General features: G+C 59.6%; 17 protein-coding genes. 6 read left to right on the top strand and 11 right to left on the bottom strand.

Going from position 1 to position 22,048, the window contains the following annotated elements; genetic code table 11:
- Positions 1 to 213: 213 nt before the first annotated feature.
- The 8 genes from KP808_RS02000 to KP808_RS01965 all read right to left on the bottom strand — a co-directional run bounded on the left by KP808_RS02000 (position 214) and on the right by KP808_RS01965 (position 8,546).
- On the bottom strand, positions 214 to 1,833 hold the full coding sequence (locus KP808_RS02000; protein ID WP_005778690.1) for an SPOR domain-containing protein: 1,620 nt from the start codon (positions 1,831 to 1,833) through the stop codon (positions 214 to 216).
- Positions 1,834 to 1,843: 10 nt separating this feature from the next.
- Positions 1,844 to 2,947, bottom strand: a complete 1,104-nt coding sequence (gene aroB, locus KP808_RS01995) for a 3-dehydroquinate synthase (protein WP_230017353.1) — start codon at positions 2,945 to 2,947, stop codon at positions 1,844 to 1,846.
- A 115-nt stretch (positions 2,948 to 3,062) separates the two neighbouring features.
- Positions 3,063 to 3,581: a shikimate kinase AroK gene (gene aroK / locus KP808_RS01990; protein WP_058399805.1), complete on the bottom strand. Its 519-nt coding sequence runs from the start codon at positions 3,579 to 3,581 to the stop codon at positions 3,063 to 3,065.
- 4 nt (positions 3,582 to 3,585) lie between these two features.
- Positions 3,586 to 5,691 (bottom strand): type IV pilus secretin PilQ, encoded by a 2,106-nt coding sequence (gene pilQ, locus KP808_RS01985; RefSeq protein WP_005743117.1) that lies wholly within the window; start codon positions 5,689 to 5,691, stop codon positions 3,586 to 3,588.
- 47 nt (positions 5,692 to 5,738) lie between these two features.
- Positions 5,739 to 6,266 carry a type 4a pilus biogenesis lipoprotein PilP gene (gene pilP / locus KP808_RS01980; RefSeq protein ID WP_002551655.1) on the bottom strand — a complete coding sequence of 176 codons (528 nt, stop codon included), beginning with the start codon at positions 6,264 to 6,266 and terminating at the stop codon, positions 5,739 to 5,741.
- Positions 6,263 to 6,886 carry a type 4a pilus biogenesis protein PilO gene (gene pilO, locus KP808_RS01975; protein ID WP_002551654.1) on the bottom strand — a complete coding sequence of 208 codons (624 nt, stop codon included), beginning with the start codon at positions 6,884 to 6,886 and terminating at the stop codon, positions 6,263 to 6,265. Before pilO ends, pilP begins: the two co-directional genes overlap by 4 nt.
- Positions 6,883 to 7,482, bottom strand: a complete 600-nt coding sequence (locus tag KP808_RS01970; RefSeq protein ID WP_004654254.1) for a PilN domain-containing protein — start codon at positions 7,480 to 7,482, stop codon at positions 6,883 to 6,885. The genes pilO and KP808_RS01970 overlap by 4 nt, the downstream gene beginning before the upstream one ends.
- On the bottom strand, positions 7,482 to 8,546 hold the full coding sequence (locus KP808_RS01965; protein ID WP_002551652.1) for a pilus assembly protein PilM: 1,065 nt from the start codon (positions 8,544 to 8,546) through the stop codon (positions 7,482 to 7,484). The genes KP808_RS01970 and KP808_RS01965 overlap by 1 nt, the downstream gene beginning before the upstream one ends.
- A gap of 209 nt (positions 8,547 to 8,755) precedes the next feature.
- On the opposite strand from KP808_RS01965, the gene KP808_RS01960 reads away from it, so the two are divergent.
- Positions 8,756 to 11,197: a penicillin-binding protein 1A gene (locus KP808_RS01960; RefSeq protein WP_407692673.1), complete on the top strand. Its 2,442-nt coding sequence runs from the start codon at positions 8,756 to 8,758 to the stop codon at positions 11,195 to 11,197.
- A 1,214-nt stretch (positions 11,198 to 12,411) separates the two neighbouring features.
- Here the strand turns inward: KP808_RS01960 and KP808_RS01955 are convergent.
- The 3 genes from KP808_RS01955 to rpmE form a co-directional block, all read right to left on the bottom strand.
- Complete coding sequence (locus KP808_RS01955) at positions 12,412 to 13,680, bottom strand: malic enzyme-like NAD(P)-binding protein (RefSeq protein WP_002551650.1); 1,269 nt, start codon at positions 13,678 to 13,680, stop codon at positions 12,412 to 12,414.
- 183 nt (positions 13,681 to 13,863) lie between these two features.
- On the bottom strand, positions 13,864 to 14,667 hold the full coding sequence (locus KP808_RS01950; RefSeq protein WP_230017351.1) for a thermonuclease family protein: 804 nt from the start codon (positions 14,665 to 14,667) through the stop codon (positions 13,864 to 13,866).
- Positions 14,668 to 14,680: 13 nt separating this feature from the next.
- Complete coding sequence (gene rpmE / locus KP808_RS01945; RefSeq protein WP_002551648.1) at positions 14,681 to 14,902, bottom strand: 50S ribosomal protein L31; 222 nt, start codon at positions 14,900 to 14,902, stop codon at positions 14,681 to 14,683.
- A gap of 169 nt (positions 14,903 to 15,071) precedes the next feature.
- Between rpmE and KP808_RS01940 the strand changes: the two genes are divergently transcribed.
- The 5 genes from KP808_RS01940 (at position 15,072) to hslU (ending at position 21,963) form a co-directional block, all read left to right on the top strand.
- The gene (locus KP808_RS01940) at positions 15,072 to 17,291 is read left to right on the top strand and encodes a primosomal protein N' (RefSeq protein ID WP_058408271.1); all 2,220 of its coding nucleotides are present in this window, start codon (positions 15,072 to 15,074) and stop codon (positions 17,289 to 17,291) included.
- 97 nt (positions 17,292 to 17,388) lie between these two features.
- On the top strand, positions 17,389 to 19,125 hold the full coding sequence (gene argS / locus KP808_RS01935; protein ID WP_230017350.1) for an arginine--tRNA ligase: 1,737 nt from the start codon (positions 17,389 to 17,391) through the stop codon (positions 19,123 to 19,125).
- 1 nt (position 19,126) lies between these two features.
- On the top strand, positions 19,127 to 19,822 hold the full coding sequence (locus KP808_RS01930; RefSeq protein WP_002551645.1) for an SPOR domain-containing protein: 696 nt from the start codon (positions 19,127 to 19,129) through the stop codon (positions 19,820 to 19,822).
- 206 nt (positions 19,823 to 20,028) lie between these two features.
- Positions 20,029 to 20,559, top strand: a complete 531-nt coding sequence (gene hslV / locus KP808_RS01925) for an ATP-dependent protease subunit HslV (protein WP_002551644.1) — start codon at positions 20,029 to 20,031, stop codon at positions 20,557 to 20,559.
- 66 nt (positions 20,560 to 20,625) lie between these two features.
- Positions 20,626 to 21,963 carry an ATP-dependent protease ATPase subunit HslU gene (gene hslU / locus KP808_RS01920; protein WP_002551643.1) on the top strand — a complete coding sequence of 446 codons (1,338 nt, stop codon included), beginning with the start codon at positions 20,626 to 20,628 and terminating at the stop codon, positions 21,961 to 21,963.
- The last annotated feature ends 85 nt before the right edge of the window (positions 21,964 to 22,048 follow it).

The following is a 22,048-nucleotide window of genomic DNA, read 5'->3' as shown; positions in this document are numbered from 1 at the left end:
CGACTGGTTGATAATCAATGTCGCAATTATGAAAGTTTTAAAACGGGTCGCTGTGCTAGTCAAAGCATTTCTTCAAGTATCTGACTGACGCGACGGGAGACTGTAAAGCGCTTGTAACGCAGACGCCGCAAGGCGCGCACCAATCTGGTGGCGCGCTTTGCGGGTTAAGTCAGGCTGGCTGGGTGAAGCGGCCCGGATAAGGCCGCTGCGACTTCAGCGACTGGCACCAAGCTCTTGTTGGACGCTGGCGACAGTACGGGGCCAAGGTTTACCAGCCTGAACCTTGGCTGGCAATACTTTGATGGCTGCCAGGGCGGCAGCACGGTCAGGAAAGTTGCCATACGTGATGACGTACAGCGGCTTGCCCTGCAGGGTTTTCTTGAAATAACGGTACTCGCCACCTTGCTCTGCGATGTAGGCCTGAGCGGTCGCTTCGGAGCTGGTGCCCAGAATCTGTACCACATAATGGCCTGGCGCCTGACTGCTGTACCAATTGCTACCGGCAGCCGGTTTGGCGGCTGCTGGCGCAGGTTTTTCCGCAGGCTTGGCAGCCGGGGCCGGAGCTGGCTTGGCTGTGGCGACCTGAGCAGGCGCAGGTGCAGGCGCTGGCGCTGGCTTGGCGGCTGGGGCAGGAATAGACGAGCGTGGCGTCTGGGCAGCAGCCTGACCGGCAGGCACGCCCGCAGGCGGCGCAGTGGTGGTCACGGTCGGCGGCTGGGCAGGCGAACCTGTCGGCACCGCGTCTTCGTCGGAATCACTCGACCCGGCTGCTTCAGCCAGCGGGCCGCGCATCACCGGTTGCGAGTTGCCATTCATCGGCAGCGGCATCGGCTGGGAATTGCCCGCGAACTCGATGGCCGGGCTACCGTTGTTCGATTGCTGAGCAGTTGGCTTGCCCTCGCCCAGCGGCAATTGCGCCTGAGCAGAAGCAGGGGCATTGGCTGGCGTGCCCGTTTTGTCACCGCGACCCGGGATCAGCACTGCTGCTGCCACGGCCACTATGACGACGGCACCCAAGGCCAATACGTGTTTTTTCGGCATGTTGAACCCCACACTTGGACGCTTGACCGCGGAACGACTCGCGATCATCGCCTCGATCATTGAATCGCGGGCTACCTGGTTGATTGCCCCAGGCCAGCCATCGGACTGTTCATGAATATCGGTGATCTGGTCGGCAGTGAACAACGCGATTCCTTGCCCTGCACCCTCCAGACGCTGAGCCAGATACTCTCGGGTTTCCTCTTCCGTATAGGGTTGCAGCTCGATGACGTGAAAGCGTTCGCCTTCGACATCGCCCTGCAGGTCGGCACACATCTGATCGAGACGATCGAGCAGCGATGGCTCTCCGAACAGGAATACATGCGGACGCCCTTCAGGCGTTCCCGCAGCAAGACCCAGCAACGCTTCGAGCGCCGAATCGCCCAGTTGTTCCGCATCGTCAACCAGCAAGTAGACTTCCTGGCCGGTCAGCCCGAGCTGTACGACCTGCGACAGGATCGCCTGCATTTCAGCCTGGGCAACGCTCAGCGCCTGGGCAACCTGCTGCAGCACACCTGCCGCATCGCCAGCGCCGCGTGCAGAAACCACAACGCTTTGCACAGACTGCTTGTTGGTGCTTGCTACCAGCGCCTGACGCAGCAGGGTCTTGCCGCTGCCCTGCGGCCCGGTCACTGCCAGCAACAACTGGCTGTAACGCGCCAGATGATGAAGCTGACCCAGTACAGGCTTGCGCTGGGCAGGAAAGAATTTGAAGCCAGGTACCCGCGCTGCAAAGGGGTCATGACTCAACTGATAATGGCCGAGGAAGGCCTCGTCGGCATGCAAACTAGTCATGGGTTTTCCGTTAACCTCTAAGCTGATCCACCAGGGCGCGATAGTCCGCAACCAGAGTGGCCTGTAATACTTCTTTTGGATAATCGTCCGTGATAACCGCTTCACCCATCTGGCGCAACAGCACCAGACGCAAGCGACCGTCGATGACTTTCTTGTCGATCGCCATGTGTTCGAGGAAATTGTCTTCCGTCATGTCCTGCGGTGGCACCACAGGCAGCCCGGCGCGCTGAAACAGGCGAATACCGCGATCCCGATCCTGCGTGCTGATCCAGCCCAGACGCGAGGACATTTCCAGCGCCATGACCGTACCGGCAGCTACTGCCTCGCCATGCAGCCAGACACCATAGCCCATATGCGTCTCGATGGCGTGACCGAATGTGTGACCCAGGTTCAATGTGGCGCGAACACCGGACTCACGCTCGTCGGCGCCGACCACCAGCGCCTTGGCCGCACAGGAGCGTTCGATGGCCACGGTCAGCGCTGCCTGATCCAGCCCGCGCAGCGCGTCGACGTGCTCTTCAAGCCAGGTCAGAAACGGCTCGTCGCAGATCAGGCCGTACTTGATGACCTCTGCCAGCCCGGCGGACAGTTCACGCTCGGGCAGGGTATTGAGCGAGGTGGTATCGATCAGCACGACGCTTGGCTGATAGAAGGCCCCCACCATGTTCTTGCCAAACGGATGATTGATGCCGGTCTTGCCGCCCACCGATGAGTCTACCTGGGACAGCAACGTGGTCGGGATCTGGATGAAATTCACGCCGCGCTGATAACAGGCGGCAGCAAACCCGGCCATGTCACCAATCACACCGCCACCCAAGGCGATGACCGTGGTGCGGCGATCATGACGAGCGGTCAGCAGGCCATCGAAAATGGTCTGCAGGGTTTCCCAGTTCTTGAACGCCTCGCCATCGGGCAGAACAATCGGAAGAACGTTGTAACCGGCCAGGGTCTGCGTCAGACGCTCCAGATACAGCGGTGCCACTGTCGTGTTGGAAACGATAGCCACCTGACGCCCGACGATATGCGGGGTCAGGAGCTCTGGCTGATCCAGCAGGCCTTCGCCAATATGGATCGGGTAGCTACGCTCACCAAGCTCGACCTTAAGTGTCTGCATGTGTCCCCACATTGATTACCGGTTGGACGGTTTGTGCTTCAGCAGGTCATGACGCAAGGCCATGCACCGTCGCTGTTTTGCTGGTCGACGAGAATAGCGCATTTTCGCCTGCGCTTTAACGGGGAGGAAGCTCTGCAAGGCGCGCCAATATCTCGAGAACCACCATTCGGGGTGGCCGCTCATCGGTTTCAATCACCACGTCGGCGATTTCCCGATACAGCGGGTCGCGGATAGCCAGCAATTCGCTCAGCACCCGGGCCGGATCGGCGGTACGCAACAAAGGACGATTTCTGTCACGCGCGGTGCGCCCGACCTGCTGTTCTATGGAGGCATGCAGATACACCACGCGCCCACCGGCACGCAGCGCATGACGGTTTTCACTGCGCATGACGGCGCCGCCACCGGTGGCCAGAACCAGGCCATCGGCTTCGCACAGCTCGGCAATCATGGCCTGCTCGCGCTCACGGAAACCCGGCTCACCTTCCTTGTCGAAGATCCACGGGATATTGGCACCCGTGCGCAACTCGATTTCCTTGTCGGAATCCTTGAACGGCAGTCGCAACTCTTTGGCAAGCAAACGGCCGATGGTGCTTTTGCCAGCACCCATCGGCCCCACAAGTATTAAATTTCGCACAAAATCAACGACTCACAGAAATCGCCTGGTTGTTCATGATACGCGGAGTCAAAAATACCAACAGCTCGGATTTGGACTCGGATACCACATCGCGCCTGAAAAGCCGGCCAAGATACGGTACATCGCCAAGAAATGGCACTTTATCGACAACTTTACTTTGCGTATTTGAGAACACACCACCAATGACGATGGTTTCGCCATCGGAAATAAGCACTTTGGCGTTGACCTCGTTTTTCTTGATCGGTGGTACGCCAAGCACCGCATTCAGGTAGTCCGGCTCATCCTTGGTGACCTTGACCTCCATGATGATGCGGTTATCCGGCGTGATCTGCGGCGTTACTTCAAGCGACAGCGAGGCTTCCTTGAAGCTCACCGTGGTTGCACCGCTGGAGCTGGATTCCTGATACGGGATCTCGGTGCCCTTGAGGATCTTGGCGGTTTCCTTGTCGGAAGTGACTACCTTGGGCTGGGAGACGATTTCACCGTTACCGGTCTTCTCCATCGCGCTCAGTTCAAGGTCCAGCAACGTATTGTTGGTGACGAAGCCCAGGCCAATGCCGGAGGTTGCGCCAGATGCGCCCATATCGACAAACGGCACGTTGGAGGTCACGTTGCTGCCAGTGTTACCTGCCTCATCGCCATTATTATCAAGGCCATAGGTTGTCCATTTTCCATTGCCGCTGGTGTTGGTCGAGCCGCCCCAGCGCACACCCAGTTGCTTGTTGTAATCGACGTTGGCCTCGACGATGCGCGCCTCGATCATCACCTGACGCACCGGAATGTCCAGTTGCGAGACGATGCGACGCAGTTCGTCGAGCCGGTCCTGGGTTTGATAGGCAATGATGTTATTGGTCCGGTCGTCCACAGTGATCGAACCACGCTCGTCGGTCTTGGACTCGGCGCTGGTCACCGACTGGAACAGCTTGGCGATATCGGCAGCCTTGGCGTAATTGACCTGCAACAATTCACGACGCAGGGGCGCCAGCTCGGCGATCTGCTTGAGCGATTCAAGCTCCTGACGCTCGCGGGCAGCAATTTCATCGGCGGGCGCGACCAGCAGGACGCTGCCGACCTTGCGCTTGTCCAGGCCTTTGGTTTTCAGCACCAGGTCCAGCGCCTGATCCCATGGCACGTTCTGCAGACGCAGAGTAATACCGCCCTGAACCGTGTCGCTGGCTACCAGATTGAGGTTGGTGAAGTCGGCAATCAGTTGCAGCACCGAGCGTACGTCGATGTCCTGGAAGTTCAGCGACAGCTTTTCACCGGTGTACACCGGTTTGTCAGCGGCGCGGCGGTCCAGATCCTCATTGGTCAACGGCCGCACACTGATGGTCAGCTTGTTTTCGGTCTGAAACGCCGAGTAGTCGAAGGCACCCGACGGCTCGATCAGAATACTGGCCTTGTCACCCGTAGCCGACGCACTGACAAACTGCACCGGCGTGGCGAAGTCCTTGACGTCCAGCCGGACGCGCAGCGGTTCGGGCAGTTGGGTCTTGGCGAAGTCGACACGGATCTTGCCGCCCTGCTCCTGAATATCCGGGGCAATGCCGGGGTTGCTCAAGTCTATGATCACATTGCCTTCACCCAGCTCGCCGCGCTGGAAATCGACATTCCTGATGGCCTTGACGCCCGCAGGGATAAACGGTTTGGCAGATGCCGGAGTGGGTGGCGGCACCGCTACCCGTTGCGCGCCCATCGCGGTGGTTGGCTGGGAAGCCTGCGCAGCGGCTGCGCCCTGACCGATAACCACGTACAGGTTGTTGCCGTCGACGCGGGAGCTGTAGGGCGAAAGCGTGGTCAGGTTAATGATTACCCGCGTGCGGTCCTGAGCCTGTACAACGACCACGCTGCGTGCGTTACCGTTACCGAGTTCACGGCTTTTGGTCGCCAACTGACTGGTCACGCCCGGCAGGTCCAGCGCAATACGCGCAGGTTGCGCCGTGGTGTAACCGCGCGGCGCAGGCACCGGCGAGTCGAATGCCAGCTTGAGCTCGATGCGATCACCCGGCAGGGCGGCGACATCCAGGGTCTTTAGGTTGGCAGCCTGGAGAACCGGCGAAAGCATCGCGATGCATAACGACACGCCGATAATCGAGAAAATCCGGGTCATGATCAATTTCCGTTGAGCGCTACTGTGCATACTTGGCCTTGCCCACTTCATGAGCGTTCTTTGAGGGCGATAGTGCGCGGCCTTTCCAGCCAGGCCCCCTCTCCATCAGGAACAATTTCAATGACATCTACCTGCGCATCACCGATTGACACTACCCGGCCGTTGTTACGGCCCAGGTAATCGCCCACCTTGACGCGATGAACGCCTCCGGCACCGCGCAGCAGGGCAAATGTCCCTGACTCGTTGCCAATCGTGCCGACCATCTCGAACGACTCGATATTGAACCCTTCCAGGAACTGCCTGACCCGGTGCTCGTCCGGTGCTACCAGCCGCGAGCCCTTCTGGCGGTTGAGCAGGTCGATCTTGACCGGTGGCTGAAAAGGACTGCGCAGCGTAGAGGCGTTGTAGGTGAACGCTTCATACGGACGAAACTTCGGCAGGGCCTCGATAGTGCCGCTCGGGCGCGCTCTGGCCTGATCCATGAACGCCGACAGGTCGGCAAAATCATTGTCATTACCGCAACCGGCCAACCCTGTCATAACCACACTGACGCACAGCAATCGCGCCGCCCTCATTTCTTCAGCCCTTCATCGTTGTAGCGGTAGGTCTTGGCCAGAATGCTCATGCGCAACTTGGTCGGCACCTTCGGGTCGACCGGCTTGATCTCGAAATCATGCAGCGTGACGATGCGCGGCAGGCTGGCGACACCGCTGACGAAGGTCGCCAGGTCGTGATAACCACCGACTACCGTGATCTGTATCGGCAGCTCGATGTAGAACTGCTGGACCGCCTCGGGCAGCAGTTTGATTTCCTCGAACTCAAGACCGCTTCCCAGCCCGGTCCGGGTTATATCCTCAAGCAAGCCAGGCACTTCGGTGTCGCTGGGCAATTGCCGCAGCAGGGCCCCGAAGGTGTTTTCCATTTCTTCCATCTGCTTCTTGTAAGGCTCAAGGTTGGCAGCCTGGAAGGCCTTGTTGGAAAACTGCTCCTTGAGCGTCACCTCACTGTTCTGTGCGCTTTCCAGCTGGGTTTCCAGGTCCTGAATAAAGAAGAAGTAGCCCAGTGCGAAAATCAGTACCGCGACCAGCACGCCGGCAATGGCCTTGACCGCTGCGGGCCAGGAACCCAGGTTGTTCAGGTCCAGCTCGCTCAGGTCAACCTTGCGAAGCCCTTCCAGCCATTCAGACATATTCATGGCTTGGCTCCTGTAGCAGGCGTAGTTGCAGCGGGTGCAGCCGCGGCAACCGGCGGCTGGGTCTGACGCACTGTCAACTGAAAGACGTTGGCCTGATCCACGGCCCCTGCCGTCGTGGCCTTCACTTCGGTCAGGCTCGGCGCTTCCAGCCAGTCAGAGGCTTCAAGGTTGCGCATCAGGTCGGAAACCCGGTTGTTCGATTCGGCAGCGCCACTGATGGCAATCAGCTTGTCGGTCATTTTGACCTGCGAGAAATAAACGCCATCCGGAAGAGTGCGCGCCAGTTGATCGAATACACGCCCTGTGATCGGGCGGTTGCCTTGCAGGTCCTGAATGATCTTCATGCGCTCAAGTAACTGTTTACGACGCGCCTTCAGGTCGCTGATCTCCTTGATGCGTATATCGAGCTGAGCGATCTGCGTCTGCACAAACGCGTTGCGCGCCATCTGATGCTCTATGGCATTGCTGACGTAACGATCAATCAGAAACAGAATACCGACTGACACCACCAATACGCCGACCAGCGCGGTCAGGAAGCGCTTTTTACGTTCTTCGCGAAGCTCTTCGCGCCACGGTAATAAGTTGATCCGCGCCATCAGTCGAAGCTCCTCAACGCCAGACCGCACGCGATCATCAATGCGGGAGCGTCACTGGCCAGTGCCCCGGCATTGACCTTGGAGCTCAGGGCCATATCGGCAAACGGGTTGGCGACCATCGTAGGGGTGCCAATGCGTCGCTGAATCAAATGCTCCAGCCCTGAAATCGAAGCCGTGCCGCCTGCCAGCATGATGTGATCCACGGAGTTGTATTGACCGGCCGCAAAAAAGAACTGCAAAGAACGGGAGACCTGCTGCACCAACGCATCCTTGAAGGGGTCCAGCACCTCGCTGACATAGTCGTCGGGCAACCCGCCCTGCTTCTTGGCAAGCCCGGCCTCCTCCATGGAAAGGCCATAGCGGCGCTGAATTTCGTCAGTCAGCTGGCGGCCGCCGAACAGTTGCTCGCGGGTATAGATGATCCGGCCATGATGCAGCACGCTGAGGGTGGTCATGGTGGCTCCGATATCGACCACCGCCACGGTAAGCTCGTCATGACCGTTACCCAGTTGCGCAGCCAGCAGCCCGAACGAGCGTTCAAGGGCGTAAGCTTCGACGTCCACCACGCGCGCGGTCAGCCCGGCCAGCGCCAGCGCTGCCTCCCGCACTTCGACGTTCTCTTTGCGGCAGGCAGCCAGCAATACCTCGACGCGTTCGGGATTGCGCACCGAGTAGCCCTGCACTTCGAAATCGATGGCGACTTCTTCCAGCGGATAAGGGATGTACTGGTCAGCCTCAAGCTTGAGCTGGTTTTCCATGTCGTCGTCGGAAAGACCGGCGTCCATTTCAATCGTCTTGGTGATCACGGCGGAACCGGCTACGGCGACCGCCACAATCTTGACGCTGGTCTTGGCCTTGGCGAGCACGCGAGACAGCGCCTGGCCAACCCCTTCGAGCTCGGCAATATTCTTTTCGACGACAGCGTTGGCCGGCAACGGCTCGACTGCGTAAGACTCGACCTTGTAACGAGTGCCGGAACGACTCAATTCCAGGAGTTTTACCGAGGTGGAGCTAATATCGATCCCTAGAAGGGTGTTGGCCTTCTTACTGAAGAGTTCGAACACAACCTGATTCCTATGAGTTTCCGCCACTTACGGAGTTATTTCGGGTCAACGTCACTGTCGACAGCCTTGACAGTAGCGCAAATCACGCTCGTGGACGAAAAATGCTTATAATGCCCAGCGATTTTTTCATTTAAGAAAGCTTCAAGGCGTGTTCATTTGTAAATGCCTGCGCTTAACCCATTATTTTTTCTGGAAATCCAAAAGCCTTGATACGCCTGCTGAAGTTTTTCTGGTGGTCCCTCGTCGCGGTATTCTGCTCGCTGTTGCTTGGCCTGAGTGGCGCGTTTCTCTACCTGAGCCCGACCCTGCCATCGGTTGAAGCGCTGCGAAGCATTCAACTGCAAATCCCCCTGCGCGTATTCAGCAGCGACGGCAAGCTGATTGCCGAGTTTGGCGAGATGCGCCGCACGCCGATTCGCTTCGCGGAAATTCCACCCAATTTCATCAACGCCCTGCTATCGGCCGAAGACGATAACTTCGCCAATCACTATGGCGTCGACCCGAGCAGCCTGATGCGCGCTGCCACACAACTGGTAAAAAGCGGCCATATTCAGTCAGGCGGCAGTACCATCACCATGCAGGTCGCGAAAAACTTCTTCCTGACCAGCGAAAGAAGCTTTTCACGCAAAACCACCGAGATTCTGTTGGCCTTGCAAATCGAGCGCCAACTTACCAAAGACGAGATTCTCGAGCTGTACGTCAACAAGATTTATCTGGGTAACCGCGCCTACGGAATCGAAGCCGCGGCGCAAGTCTACTATGGCAAATCGATTCGCGATGTAAGCCTTGCGCAAATGGCCATGATTGCCGGTCTGCCCAAGGCGCCGTCACGCTTCAACCCGCTGGCCAACCCGACCCGCGCCAAGGAACGTCGCGACTGGATCCTCGGCCGCATGTACCGCCTGGGCAAGATTGACCAGACCGCTTACCAGACAGCCTTGAACGAACCGCTCAACGCCAGTTATCACGTGCCAACGCCGGAAGTGAACGCGCCGTACATTGCTGAAATGGCACGCGCCGAAATGGTCGGCCGTTACGGCAGCGAGGCCTACACAGAGGGCTTCCGCGTTACTACCACGGTGCCGAGCGACCTTCAGGAACACGCCAACAAGTCCATCCAGCAGGGCCTGATCGATTACGACCAGCGCCACGGCTATCGCGGCCCGGAAAGCCGCTTCCCGGGCATGACCCGCGCCAACTGGGTACAGGAACTGACCAAACAGCGCATTATCAATGGCCTCGAACCCGGCATCGTGACCCAGGTCGACAAGACCGGCTTGCGCGTTCTGACCCGCAACGGCGAGAAAGAAGAAACCGTCGACTGGGCCACCATGAAGTGGGCGCGGCCTTACCTGAATACCAACAGTCTGGGGGCGAATCCGAAGCAGCCAGGCGATGTTGCGAAGGTGGGCGACCTCGTTCGTCTGCTGCGCCAGGACGACGGCTCGCTGAAATTCAGTCAAATTCCCGTCGCGCAGAGCGCTCTGGTCTCGCTTGACCCGCAAAACGGTGCCATTCGTGCACTGGTCGGCGGCTTCGCTTTCGAGCAAAGCAACTACAACCGCGCCATGCAGGCCAAGCGTCAGCCGGGCTCCAGCTTCAAACCGTTCATCTACAGCGCTGCACTGGATAACGGCTACACCGCCTCCAGTCTGGTGAACGACGCACCTATCGTGTTCGTCGACGAGTATCTGGACAAGGTATGGCGTCCGAAAAATGACACCAACACCTTCCTTGGCCCGATCCGCCTGCGCGAGGCGCTGTACAAGTCTCGCAACCTGGTATCGATCCGCCTGCTCCAGGCCCTCGGCATCGACAGCACCATCGACTACATCACCCGTTTTGGCTTCTCCAAGCAGGACTTGCCGCGCAACCTGTCGCTGGCACTGGGTACGGCTACGTTGACCCCGATGGAAATCGCCACCGGCTGGGCCACCTTTGCCAACGGCGGTTATAAGGTCAGTCCTTATCTGATCCAGACCATCGAGAACCGTGACGGCCAGACTCTGTTCGTCGCCAACCCGCCAAGCGTACCGGCCAACGACGTCAATACTGCGCCCAATACATCGACCTTTGCCGTGCATGACAGCCCGAGCGTGGTCGCAGGCCCACCGGGCACACCGGCCCAGCCGCAAGCGCCCGCCGTTGCAGAGCGCATTGTAGATGGCCGCACGACCTACATTCTGAACAGCATGCTGCAGGACGTAATCAAGCGCGGCACCGGGCGTCGCGCCCTGTCGATGAACAGGCCGGACATCGCTGGCAAGACCGGTACCACCAACGATTCCAAGGATGCGTGGTTCTCCGGTTACAACTCGGACTACGTGACAACCGTGTGGAGCGGCTTCGATCAGCCTGAAAGCCTTGGTCGTCATGAATTTGGCGGTACGGTTTCCCTGCCGATCTGGATGGACTACATGAGCGCTGCACTCAAGGACAAGCCTCCGCATCAGCAGGCCGAACCGCCAGGCATTCTCAGCCTGCGTGTAGACCCGTTGAGCGGCCGCGCTGCCACACCTAGCACGCCGAACGCATTCTTCGAACTGTTCAAAAGCGAAGACACACCGCCAAGCGTCAACGAACTGGGCGGCAGCAGCGCACCGGGCAGCCCGTTGCCAGCGGATGAGTCAGCACCGATCGATTTGTTCTGATAACACTGCGCAGGCAGGTGACGCAGTGCGTCACATGGACGTGAGGAACGATAATCCCAACTATCCCGTTAATCCCAATATCGTGCGACGCTCTGCGTCGCATGCCGTTCTGGACGCTCCGCGTCCTCTTTTGATTCAGCGTCGCTGCGCAGATTTGTGACGCGGAGCGTCACCCAAGGCATTCCCACGCGGGAGCGTGAGGAACGATGATCCCAACTATCCTGTTAATCCCAACTATCGTGCGATGCTCCGCGTCGCATGCCGTTCTGGACGCTCCGCGTCCTCTTTTGATTCAGCGTCGCTGCGCAAATTTGTGACGCAGAGCGTCACCCAAGGCATTCCCACGCGGGAGCGTGAGGAACGATAATCCCAATTATCCCGTTAATCCCAACTATCGTGCGACGCTCTGCGTCGCATGCCGTTCTGGACGCTCCGCGTCCTCTTTTGATTCAGCGGCGCGGCGCAGATTTGTGACGCGGAGCGTCACCCAAGGCATTCCCACGCGGGAGCGTGAGGAAAGATGATCCCAACTATCCTGTTAATCCCAACTATCGTGCGACGCTCCGCGTCGCATGCCGTTCTGGACGCTCCGCGTCCTCTTTTGATTCAGCGGTGCCGCGCAGATTTGTGACGCAGAGCGTCACCCAAGGCATGCCCACGCTGGAGCGTGAGGAACGATGATCCCAACTATCCTGTTAATCCCAACTATCGTGCGACGCTCTGCGTCGCATGCCGTTCTGGACGCTACACGTCCGCTCTTGATTCAGCGGCGCTGCGCAGATTTGTGACGCAGAGCGTCACCCAAGGCATTCCCACGCTGGAGCGTGAGGAACGATAATCCCAACTATCCCGTTAATCTCAACTATCGTGCGACGCTCCGCGTCGCATGCCGTTCTGGACGCTCCGCGTCCTCTTTTGATTCAGCGGTGCCGCGCAGATTTGTGACGCAGAGCGTCACCCAAGGCATGCCCACGCTGGAGCGTGAGGAACGATAATCCCAACTATCCCGTTAATCCCAACTATCGTGCGACGCTCCGCGTCGCATGCCGTTCTGGACGCTCCGCGTCCTCTTTTGATTCAGCGGTGCCGCGCAGATTTGTGACGCAGAGCGTCAACCAAGGCATTCCCACGCTGGAGCGTGAGGAACGATGATCTCAATTCCGGGCATAAAAAAACCCCTGCATCGCTGCAGGGGTTTTTTATTGCGTCAAGGATCAGCCCTTGAACACATCATCCACGCTGGTCAGCGGGTAGTGCTTCGGATACGGCAGGGTTGCAACACCGCTCTCGATGGCTGCCTTGGCAACTGCGTCGGCGATCAGGCCCAGCAGGCGGGTGTCCATTGGTTTCGGGATGATGTACTCACGACCGAATTCCAGTTTGATACCGCCGTAGGCATCGCTGACTTCCTGAGGAACAGGCAGTTTGGCCAGTTCGCGCAGGGCGTTGGCTGCAGCGATCTTCATTTCTTCGTTGATACGCTTGGCGCGAACGTCCAGAGCACCACGGAAGATGAAAGGGAAGCCCAAAACGTTGTTGACCTGGTTCGGGTAGTCCGAACGGCCGGTCGCCATGATCACATCGCTACGGGTGGCGTGAGCCAGCTCCGGGGAGATTTCCGGGTCCGGGTTCGAGCAGGCGAACACGATCGGGTCCTTGGCCATCAGCTTGAGGTTTTCAGCGCTCAGCAGGTTAGGACCTGACAGGCCAACGAACACGTCAGCGCCATCCAGCGCGTCGGTCAGCGAGCGCTTCTCGGTCGCGTGAGCGAACACAGCCTTGTACTGGTTCAGGTCGGTACGGCCAGAGTGAATGACACCGGTACGGTCAACCATGAAGATGTTTTCGATCTTCGCGCCCATGCTCACCAGCAGCTTCATGCAGGAGATGGCTGCAGCGCCAGCGCCCAGGCAGACGATCTTCGCGGAATCGAGGGTTTTACCGACAATTTCCAATGCGTTGATCATACCGGCAGCAGTCACGATAGCGGTGCCGTGCTGGTCATCGTGGAAAACCGGGATGTCGCACTGTTCGATCAGCGCCTTCTCGATTTCAAAGCACTCAGGTGCCTTGATGTCTTCCAGATTGATACCACCGAAGGTGATGGAGATACGCTTTACGGTGTCGATGAACGCCTGTGGGCTTTCGGAATCGACTTCGATATCGAAAACGTCGATACCGGCGAAACGCTTGAACAGAACCCCTTTACCTTCCATGACCGGCTTGGAGGCCAATGGGCCCAGATCGCCGAGGCCGAGAATCGCGGTGCCATCGGAAATAACTGCTACCAGGTTGCCTTTGCCGGTGTACTTGTAAGCCAGCTCGGGGTCACGGGCAATTTCACGCACGGGTTCAGCAACGCCAGGGCTGTAGGCCAGAGCCAGATCACGAGCGGTTGCAGTCGGCTTGGTGAGTTCGACGCTCAGCTTCCCCGGACGAGGATTGGCATGGTATTCGAGCGCGGCAGTTTTCAAATCTGACATGTATTGGATTCCGCTTTTTTTACTGTGGGACAGACGGACCGCCGAGGATACGCAAGATGCAGAGTCCTAACAAGACTGACCAGTCACTGCTGTCAATAGGCACAGGATTAGACTTTACGCTTAGATACCTGAAACGTGAACACCCAGTCCCCCATCGCCAGACAACTGGCCAAAAGGCAGTATCTATCGACCTGACGGGCTCAGCATCGCGGGGTGGGTCAGTGGCAGCAGCCAGCGTGCCTGCCCTGATTTCAGAGCACCGCGCCGGGACCGATCGACCACCCAGCCGCGCGCCTCGACCTGCCGACCCTTGAGGCGCTCCAGCATTGCCGTGTCGAATGAGTTCACGTTAGCCGGGGCAACGCGCAGGACCAGCGAGCCTGGCAACTCGATCCAGATACCGCCGCGATTGCGCTGCACGCTTTTGACCTGACCGGACACTATCGCAAAGCCGCTTTTGCTCAGCCTGGTCGAGGGCTGAACCGGCGAGTCGCGCCACACCCCCAATTGCGCCTGCCGCGCTGCACGTTCGGCAACTTGCTGGCAATCGACCAGCGCAACGTTGGGCGCAACGGCCACCAGATACCCCAACCCTTCGCTGAGCAACTGCGCCTCAAGGTTTGCACCCTTGCGATCGTAAACGTTGGCCAGAGTCCGACCGTAATGGTCCTTGCCCTGCTGGCCGACACGCAAACCGACCTGACCGCCGCTTTCATCCACCAGCGCCTGCAAGCGTCTTTTCGCAACCTCGGCAAATGGCTCGGCAGACTGGCCTTTCTTGCCGGTTTCAGGCGTGTTGAGCCCGATCATCCGCACGCTGCGGCCATCACTCAGGCGCAGCGTGTCGCCATCGACCACGCGCTGCACCTGCGCAACCGGCAACGAGGCAGGTGCCGGGCAGAAGGCCTGCGCGCCGGAAACCCAAATCGCGGGCATAAAAAAGACGCCCACAAGGAGCGCCTTTTCAAGCAGCCTGGAGATGCCCATGGGGCAGCCAGTCTTACTTCGCTTTGGTAGCGCCGAACGCACCGAAACGGGATTTGAACTTGTCGACACGGCCGCCAACGTCAAGCGTCTTCTGCTTGCCGGTGTAGAACGGGTGGCACTCGTTGCACACGTCCAGGCTCAGCGGAGCGGCCAGGGTGGAACGGGTCTTGATGACATTGCCGCAGCTGCAGGTCGCGTCAATGGCTTCGTAAACTGGATGGATATCAGCTTTCATCGGTACTTCCTCGGTCTAACGCGCCGCCATCCAACACTATTGTTGAATACCGCACGGAAATAGGCTGCGGATAGTACCAGACAATTGCAACGACGCAAGCGAACCTTCACACCGGTCGTCTGCTAAGATCGCGCCTCCGTCATCACTCATCATCACAGGGAAACACCGCGTGCCCGACGCCATCCTGCGCCTTGCCCTGCCCTCGCCGCTTCGCCGCCTGTTCGACTACCGCGCTCCTGCGGGCGTGTCGCGCAGCGCCTTGCAGCCGGGCATGCGTCTGCGGGTGCCGTTCGGGCGGCGGGAAATGATCGGCATTCTGGTGGAAGTGGTCGATCACAGCGAAGTGCCTGCAGACAAGCTCAAACCGGCCATCGCCCTGCTCGATAGCGAAGCGCCATTGCCGCCCGCGCTGTTCAAGCTGTGCCTGTGGACCTCGCAGTATTACCAGCACAGCCTGGGCGACACGCTGAGCTGGGCCTTGCCGGTGTTGCTGCGTCAGGGCGAACTGGCCGAAAGCCGCCAGGAACGCTTCTGGCACGTTGCACCGGGTGCCAGCGTCGATGACCCGCGCATCGCGCGGGCACCCAAGCAACGCGAAGCGCTGACCACCCTCGCCCAGCATCCGCATGGTGTGGCGCATCAGTTGCTGAGCAAGCTGATGCTTAATAAAGACAGCCTCAACCTGCTGCTGGCCAAGGAGCTGGTGTATGTCGAGGTTCGCAGCCACGCACCCAGCGCACGCCATGAACACTGGCTGGCCCAGCCTGAACTGCCGCTCAACACCGAGCAGCGCGCTGCTTACGAAGCGATCCGTGCCGGGTTCGACAGTTTTCATGCGTTTTTGCTGGCTGGCGTCACCGGCAGCGGCAAGACTGAAGTGTATCTGCAACTGATCCGCGAAACGCTTGAGGCCGGCAAACAGGCGCTGGTGCTGATTCCGGAAATCAACCTGGGACCACAAACCCTGGCGCGTTTCGAACAGCGCTTCAATGCCCGCATCGCGCTGCTGCATTCGGCAGTCAACGACCGCGAACGACTGGATGCCTGGCTGGCGGCTCGCGATGGCGAAGCCGACATTATTATCGGCACGCGCTCGGCACTGTTCACGCCGATGAAGAACCCCGGCCTGATCATCATCGACGAAGAACACGACGGCTCCTATAAACAGCAGGAAGGTCTGCGCTATCACGCCCGCGACCTGGCACTGGTGCGGGCGCGTCAGGAAAACATTCCGATTGTCCTCGGCTCGGCCACGCCTTCGCTGGAAAGCCTGCACAACGCCTACACCGGACGCTACGGCCTGTTACGCCTGAACCAGCGCGCAGGCGGTGCGCAACAGCCGCGTTTCATGCGCCTGGACGTCAAGAGCAGGCCACTGGACAGCGGCATTTCCGGGCCGATGCAACAGGCCATCGGCCAGACGCTCGCGGCAGGTCAGCAGGTGCTGGTCTTCCTTAACCGTCGCGGCTTCGCACCCACCTTGCTGTGCCACGACTGCGGCTGGATGTCTGGCTGCCAGCGCTGTGATGCGCGCATGACCGTGCACCAGCGCTCGGGCGAGCTGCGCTGCCATCACTGCGGGTATGTCGAACGTGTACCGCGCCAGTGCCCGTCCTGCGGCAAGGTGGATTTGCGCCCGGTAGGCGCGGGCACCGAACGTGCCGAAGAGCGCCTGGCGATTCTGTTTCCGGACTACCCCGTGCTGCGCGTGGATCGCGACAGCACCTCGCGCAAGGACGCCATGAATCAGTTATTCGCGACCATCCAGCGCGGCCAGCCGTGCATTTTGGTGGGTACGCAAATGCTCGCCAAAGGGCATCACTTCCCAAGGGTAACGCTGGTGTCGATTCTGGATGCCGACGGCGGGCTGTTTTCCGGTGACTTCCGGGCCAGCGAGCGCATGGCGCAGTTGATCGTGCAGGTTGCAGGCCGTGCCGGCCGCGCGGAAGAGCCGGGCAAGGTGATCATCCAGACTCATCTGGCCGAACACCCGTTGCTGATCCAACTGACCGAGCAGGGTTATTTCGCCTTTGCCGAGCAGGCCTTGAGCGAGCGCCGCTCGGCTGGTTTGCCACCGTTTTCACACCTCGCCCTGCTGCGCGCCGAAGCACACAAGCCGGGGCAGGCCGAAGCCTTTCTCGATCAGGCCTGCAGTGACGCCGAGCAACTGGTTGCGCAAATGGGCCTGGGCGGCATCGAGCTGCTGGGCCCGGTTCCGGCACCAATGGAACGCCGCGCCGGGCGTTATCGTGCGCAACTGCTGGTGCAGTCCAGCGCACGCGCGCCACTGCACAAATTGCTTGCCACCTGGTTGCTCGCGCTGGAGCAAATGCCCAGCGGACGACAGGTCAGATGGTCGCTGGATGTGGACCCGGTGGATCTTTATTAAGTCACGCCGTTGGCAAGCAGGCTTGAGCAACGGATAATGCGGAGTTTTTCCACCCGCGCATCGAAGCGCCACCGCGCTTGCGGTCGAAGAGAGCACAATGAAAGACACCATTCGCCAGCTGATTCAACAAGCCCTGACCCGTCTCGTCACCGAGGGCGTCTTGCCAGAAGGGCTGACGCCGGCGATCCAGGTGGAAAACGCCCGTGACAAGACTCACGGCGATTTCGCCAGCAATATCGCGATGATGCTCGCCAAGCCTGCCGGGATGAAGCCGCGCGACCTGGCTGAAAAGCTGATCGCCGCCCTGCCTGCCGACGAGCAGGTCAGCAAGGTCGAAATTGCCGGTCCGGGCTTCCTGAACTTCTTCCAGAACACTGCCGCACTGACTTCGCGCCTCGACGCAGCCCTGGCCGACCCGCAGTTGTCGGTACGCAAGGCGGGTGCCGGGCAGCGTGTGGTGGTCGACCTTTCGGCACCCAACCTGGCCAAGGAAATGCACGTTGGCCATTTGCGCTCGACCATTATTGGCGACGGCGTGGCGAACGTTCTGACGTTCTTGGGCGACACAGTCATTCGCCAGAACCATGTGGGCGACTGGGGCACCCAGTTCGGCATGCTGCTGGCCTATTTGCAGGAAAAACCGGCGACCAGCGACGAGCTGTCCGACCTGGAAAACTTCTACCGCGCCGCCAAGCAGCGCTTCGATGAATCCGAAGAGTTCGCCGAGCGGGCGCGTGGCCTGGTGGTCAAGTTGCAGGCAGGCGATGCCGAGTGTCTGGCCCTGTGGACACGCTTCAAGGACATCTCGCTGTCGCACTGTCAGGAAACCTACGAACGCCTCAACGTCAAGCTGACCCCGGCAGACGTGATGGGCGAAAGTGCCTACAACGATGACCTGGCCAATGTGGTCAACGACCTGAAAGCCACTGGCCTGCTGGTCGAGAGTAACGGCGCGCAATGTGTGTTCCTTGAAGAATTCCGCACCGCCGATGACACGCCTCTGCCGGTGATCGTGCAGAAGGCCGGTGGCGGCTACCTGTACGCCACCACCGATCTGGCCGCCATCCGCTACCGCAGCAAGGTGCTCAAGGCTGACCGCGTGCTGTATTTCGTCGATCAGCGTCAGGCCCTGCACTTCCAGCAGGTGTTCGAAGTCGCTCGCCGCGCCGGTTTCGTCCACGACGGCATGCAGCTGGAACACATGGGTTTTGGCACCATGAACGGCGCCGATGGCCGCCCGTTCAAAACCCGCGACGGCGGCACGGTCAAACTCATCGACCTGCTCGATGAAGCCGAAGAACGTGCCTACACGCTGGTGAAGGAAAAGAACCCGGAGGTCGCCGAGGCCGAGCTGCGCAGTATCGCCAAAGCCGTGGGCATCAGCGCGGTGAAATACGCTGACCTGTCCAAGCACCGCGCCAGTGATTACAGCTTCAACTTCGATCAGATGCTGAGCTTCGAAGGCAATACCGCGCCTTATCTGCTCTACGCCTACACCCGTGTGGCCGGTGTATTCCGCAAGCTGGGCACGCCGTTCGACGCCAGCAAGGGGCAGATTGTCCTGAACGCGCCGCAAGAGCTGGAACTGGCTGCACGCCTGGCGCAGTTCACTGAAACACTGAATAACGTCGCAGAAAAAGGCACACCGCACGTACTTTGTGCTTACCTGTATGACCTTGCGGGTCTGTTTTCGAGCTTTTACGAAAACTGCCCGATCCTTGGTGCGGAAAATCCCGATCAGCAGCAAAGCCGTCTGCGTCTGGCTGCCCTGACCGGCCGCACCCTCAAGCAAGGCCTGGACCTGTTGGGTCTGGAAACTCTGGAGCGTATGTAAGTTGGCAGTTGCGAAGAAGAAACCGGCACCCAAGCGGGGCGCCAGCCGTTATCAGGCACCCGCGAAGAAGCCGATTCCAGGATGGTTGTGGCTGGCGATTGGCTTGACCGTGGGCGCGTTCGTGGTCTTTCTGATGAAACTTGAACCGGGCGGCGAAGACGTCAAGCGGGTCAAGGCGGATGCCAAGGCCGCGAAGATCGCCGAGGCGAATAAAACACCACCGAGCCCGACGGCTCCGGTCAAGCCGAAGTACGACTTCTACACATTGCTGCCGGAATCGGAAGTGATCGTGCCGAACGAAGCCGTGCCGGAGAAGACCCCGCCGCCTGTGGCACCGACAGCACCGGTCTCGCCGGAACAGGCAGCCAAGATCGACACGGCACGCGCCCAGGCAGCCCTCAGCGGCCTGACGCCTCCGCCAGCGCCACCGGTTGCGACCACCAAGCCGGCCGCGGTGACGACGTTCTTCCTGCAGGCGGGCTCGTTCCGCAAACAGGCTGACGCCGAGAAAGTCCGCGCGCAAATCATCCTGCTGGGCCAGACCTCTACCGTCGAGTCGGGCACCGTCAAGGATGAAACCTGGTATCGCGTACTGGTCGGCCCGTTCAGCAACCGCGAACAACTGACCACCGCCCAGAAACAACTGGCAAGCGGCGGATTTAGTAACCTGTTGTTGCAACAGCGTCAGAGCCGCTAGCTGAAACAGAGCGCGCAAAGCGCTCTGCGCTACAGGTGGGAGTGAGCTTGCTCACGAAGAGGCCGTTACAACTGCCGGAGATTTATGCCTCCGGCAGTCAGCTGCCAGTTATCCCCGCTGTTCATCCTCAAGGTTGAAATACTCGTCCACACCCCCATATGAGTTTGCATCAGGGCATTTTCGCCCCGCAGTGTGGAGACTCTCCCTTGACCACCATCGTTTCAGTGCGCCGTCACGGTAAAGTCGTCATGGCTGGCGACGGCCAGGTTTCTCTGGGCAACACCGTCATGAAAGGCAACGCCAAAAAGGTACGCCGCCTGTATCACGGTGAAGTGATCGCCGGCTTCGCTGGCGCGACCGCCGATGCATTCACGCTGTTCGAACGCTTCGAAGCCCAACTGGAAAAACACCAGGGGCATCTGGTTCGTGCAGCTGTCGAGCTGGCCAAGGACTGGCGTACCGATCGCTCGCTGAGCCGTCTTGAAGCAATGCTGGCCGTCGCCAACAAGGACGCCTCGCTGATCATCACCGGCAACGGCGATGTGGTCGAGCCCGAGGACGGCCTGATCGCCATGGGCTCCGGCGGCGCATTTGCTCAGGCCGCCGCACGCGCCCTGCTGCTCAAGACCGACCTGTCGGCACGCGAAATCGCCGAGACCTCGTTGCATATCGCTGGCGACATTTGCGTGTTCACCAACCACAACATCACCATTGAGGAGCAGGACCTCGTTGGCTAAGCTCTTGCCGGGCCGCACAGTCTGCGGCCCCTTCGGCTTGACCGTACCAGAGGACCGTGAATTACCATGTCCATGACTCCCCGCGAAATCGTCCACGAACTTAACCGCCATATCATCGGCCAGGACGATGCCAAGCGCGCCGTCGCCATTGCCCTGCGCAATCGCTGGCGCCGCATGCAGCTGCCCGAAGAGCTGCGCGTTGAAGTGACGCCCAAGAACATTCTGATGATCGGCCCGACCGGTGTCGGCAAGACCGAAATCGCCCGTCGTCTGGCCAAGCTCGCCAATGCACCGTTCATCAAGGTTGAAGCGACCAAGTTCACTGAAGTGGGCTACGTAGGCCGCGATGTAGAGTCGATCATCCGCGACCTGGCCGATGCGGCGATCAAGCTTCTGCGTGAACAGGAAATCATCAAGGTTCGCCATCGCGCCGAAGATGCGGCCGAAGACCGTATTCTTGATGCTCTGTTGCCGCCTGCCCGTGTCGGTTTCAACGAAGACCCGGCGCAGAGCAACGATTCCAACACCCGCCAGCTGTTCCGCAAGCGTTTGCGCGAAGGCCAGCTGGACGACAAGGAAATCGAGATCGAGATCAACGAAGCCGTAGGTGTCGATATCTCCGCGCCGCCCGGCATGGAAGAAATGACCAATCAGCTGCAGAGCCTGTTTGCCAACATGGGCAAAGGCAAGACCAAGAGCCGCAAACTCAAGGTCAAGGACGCGCTCAAGCTGGTACGCGAAGAAGAAGCGGGCCGTCTGGTCAATGACGAAGAGTTGAAGGCCAAGGCGCTGGAAGCGGTCGAGCAACACGGCATTGTGTTCATCGACGAAATCGACAAGGTTGCCAAGCGCGGTAATTCGGGCGGTGTCGATGTGTCCCGCGAAGGCGTACAGCGCGACCTGCTGCCGCTGATCGAAGGCTGCACCGTGAATACCAAACTGGGCATGGTCAAGACTGACCACATCCTGTTCATTGCATCTGGCGCGTTCCATTTGAGCAAGCCAAGTGATCTGGTGCCCGAGCTGCAAGGCCGTCTGCCGATCCGCGTTGAACTCAAGGCGCTGTCGCCGCAGGACTTCGAACGCATTCTCAGCGAGCCACATGCGTCGTTGACCGAACAGTATCGTGAACTGCTCAAGACCGAAGGCCTGAAGATCGAGTTCAAGCCTGAAGGCATCAAGCGTCTTGCCGAGATTGCCTGGCAGGTCAACGAGAAAACCGAGAACATCGGTGCCCGTCGCTTGCACACGCTGCTTGAGCGTCTGCTTGAGGAAGTCTCGTTCAGCGCTGGCGATCTGGCTATCAGCCCTGACGCAGCACCGATTGAAATCGATGCAGAATACGTCAACAGCCACTTGGGCGATCTGGCCGAAAACGAAGACCTCTCGCGGTATATCCTTTAAAGCTGCAAATGGTTAGCTACAAGCTGCAAGAGGTTCTCCACTCTTGCAGCTTTTTTGCTTCTGCCTGTAGCTTGTAGCTGCTCTT

This window comes from Pseudomonas savastanoi (assembly GCF_020917325.1).
Lineage (GTDB): Bacteria > Pseudomonadota > Gammaproteobacteria > Pseudomonadales > Pseudomonadaceae > Aquipseudomonas > Aquipseudomonas amygdali.
This window is presented reverse-complemented; position numbering and strand designations above follow the sequence as displayed.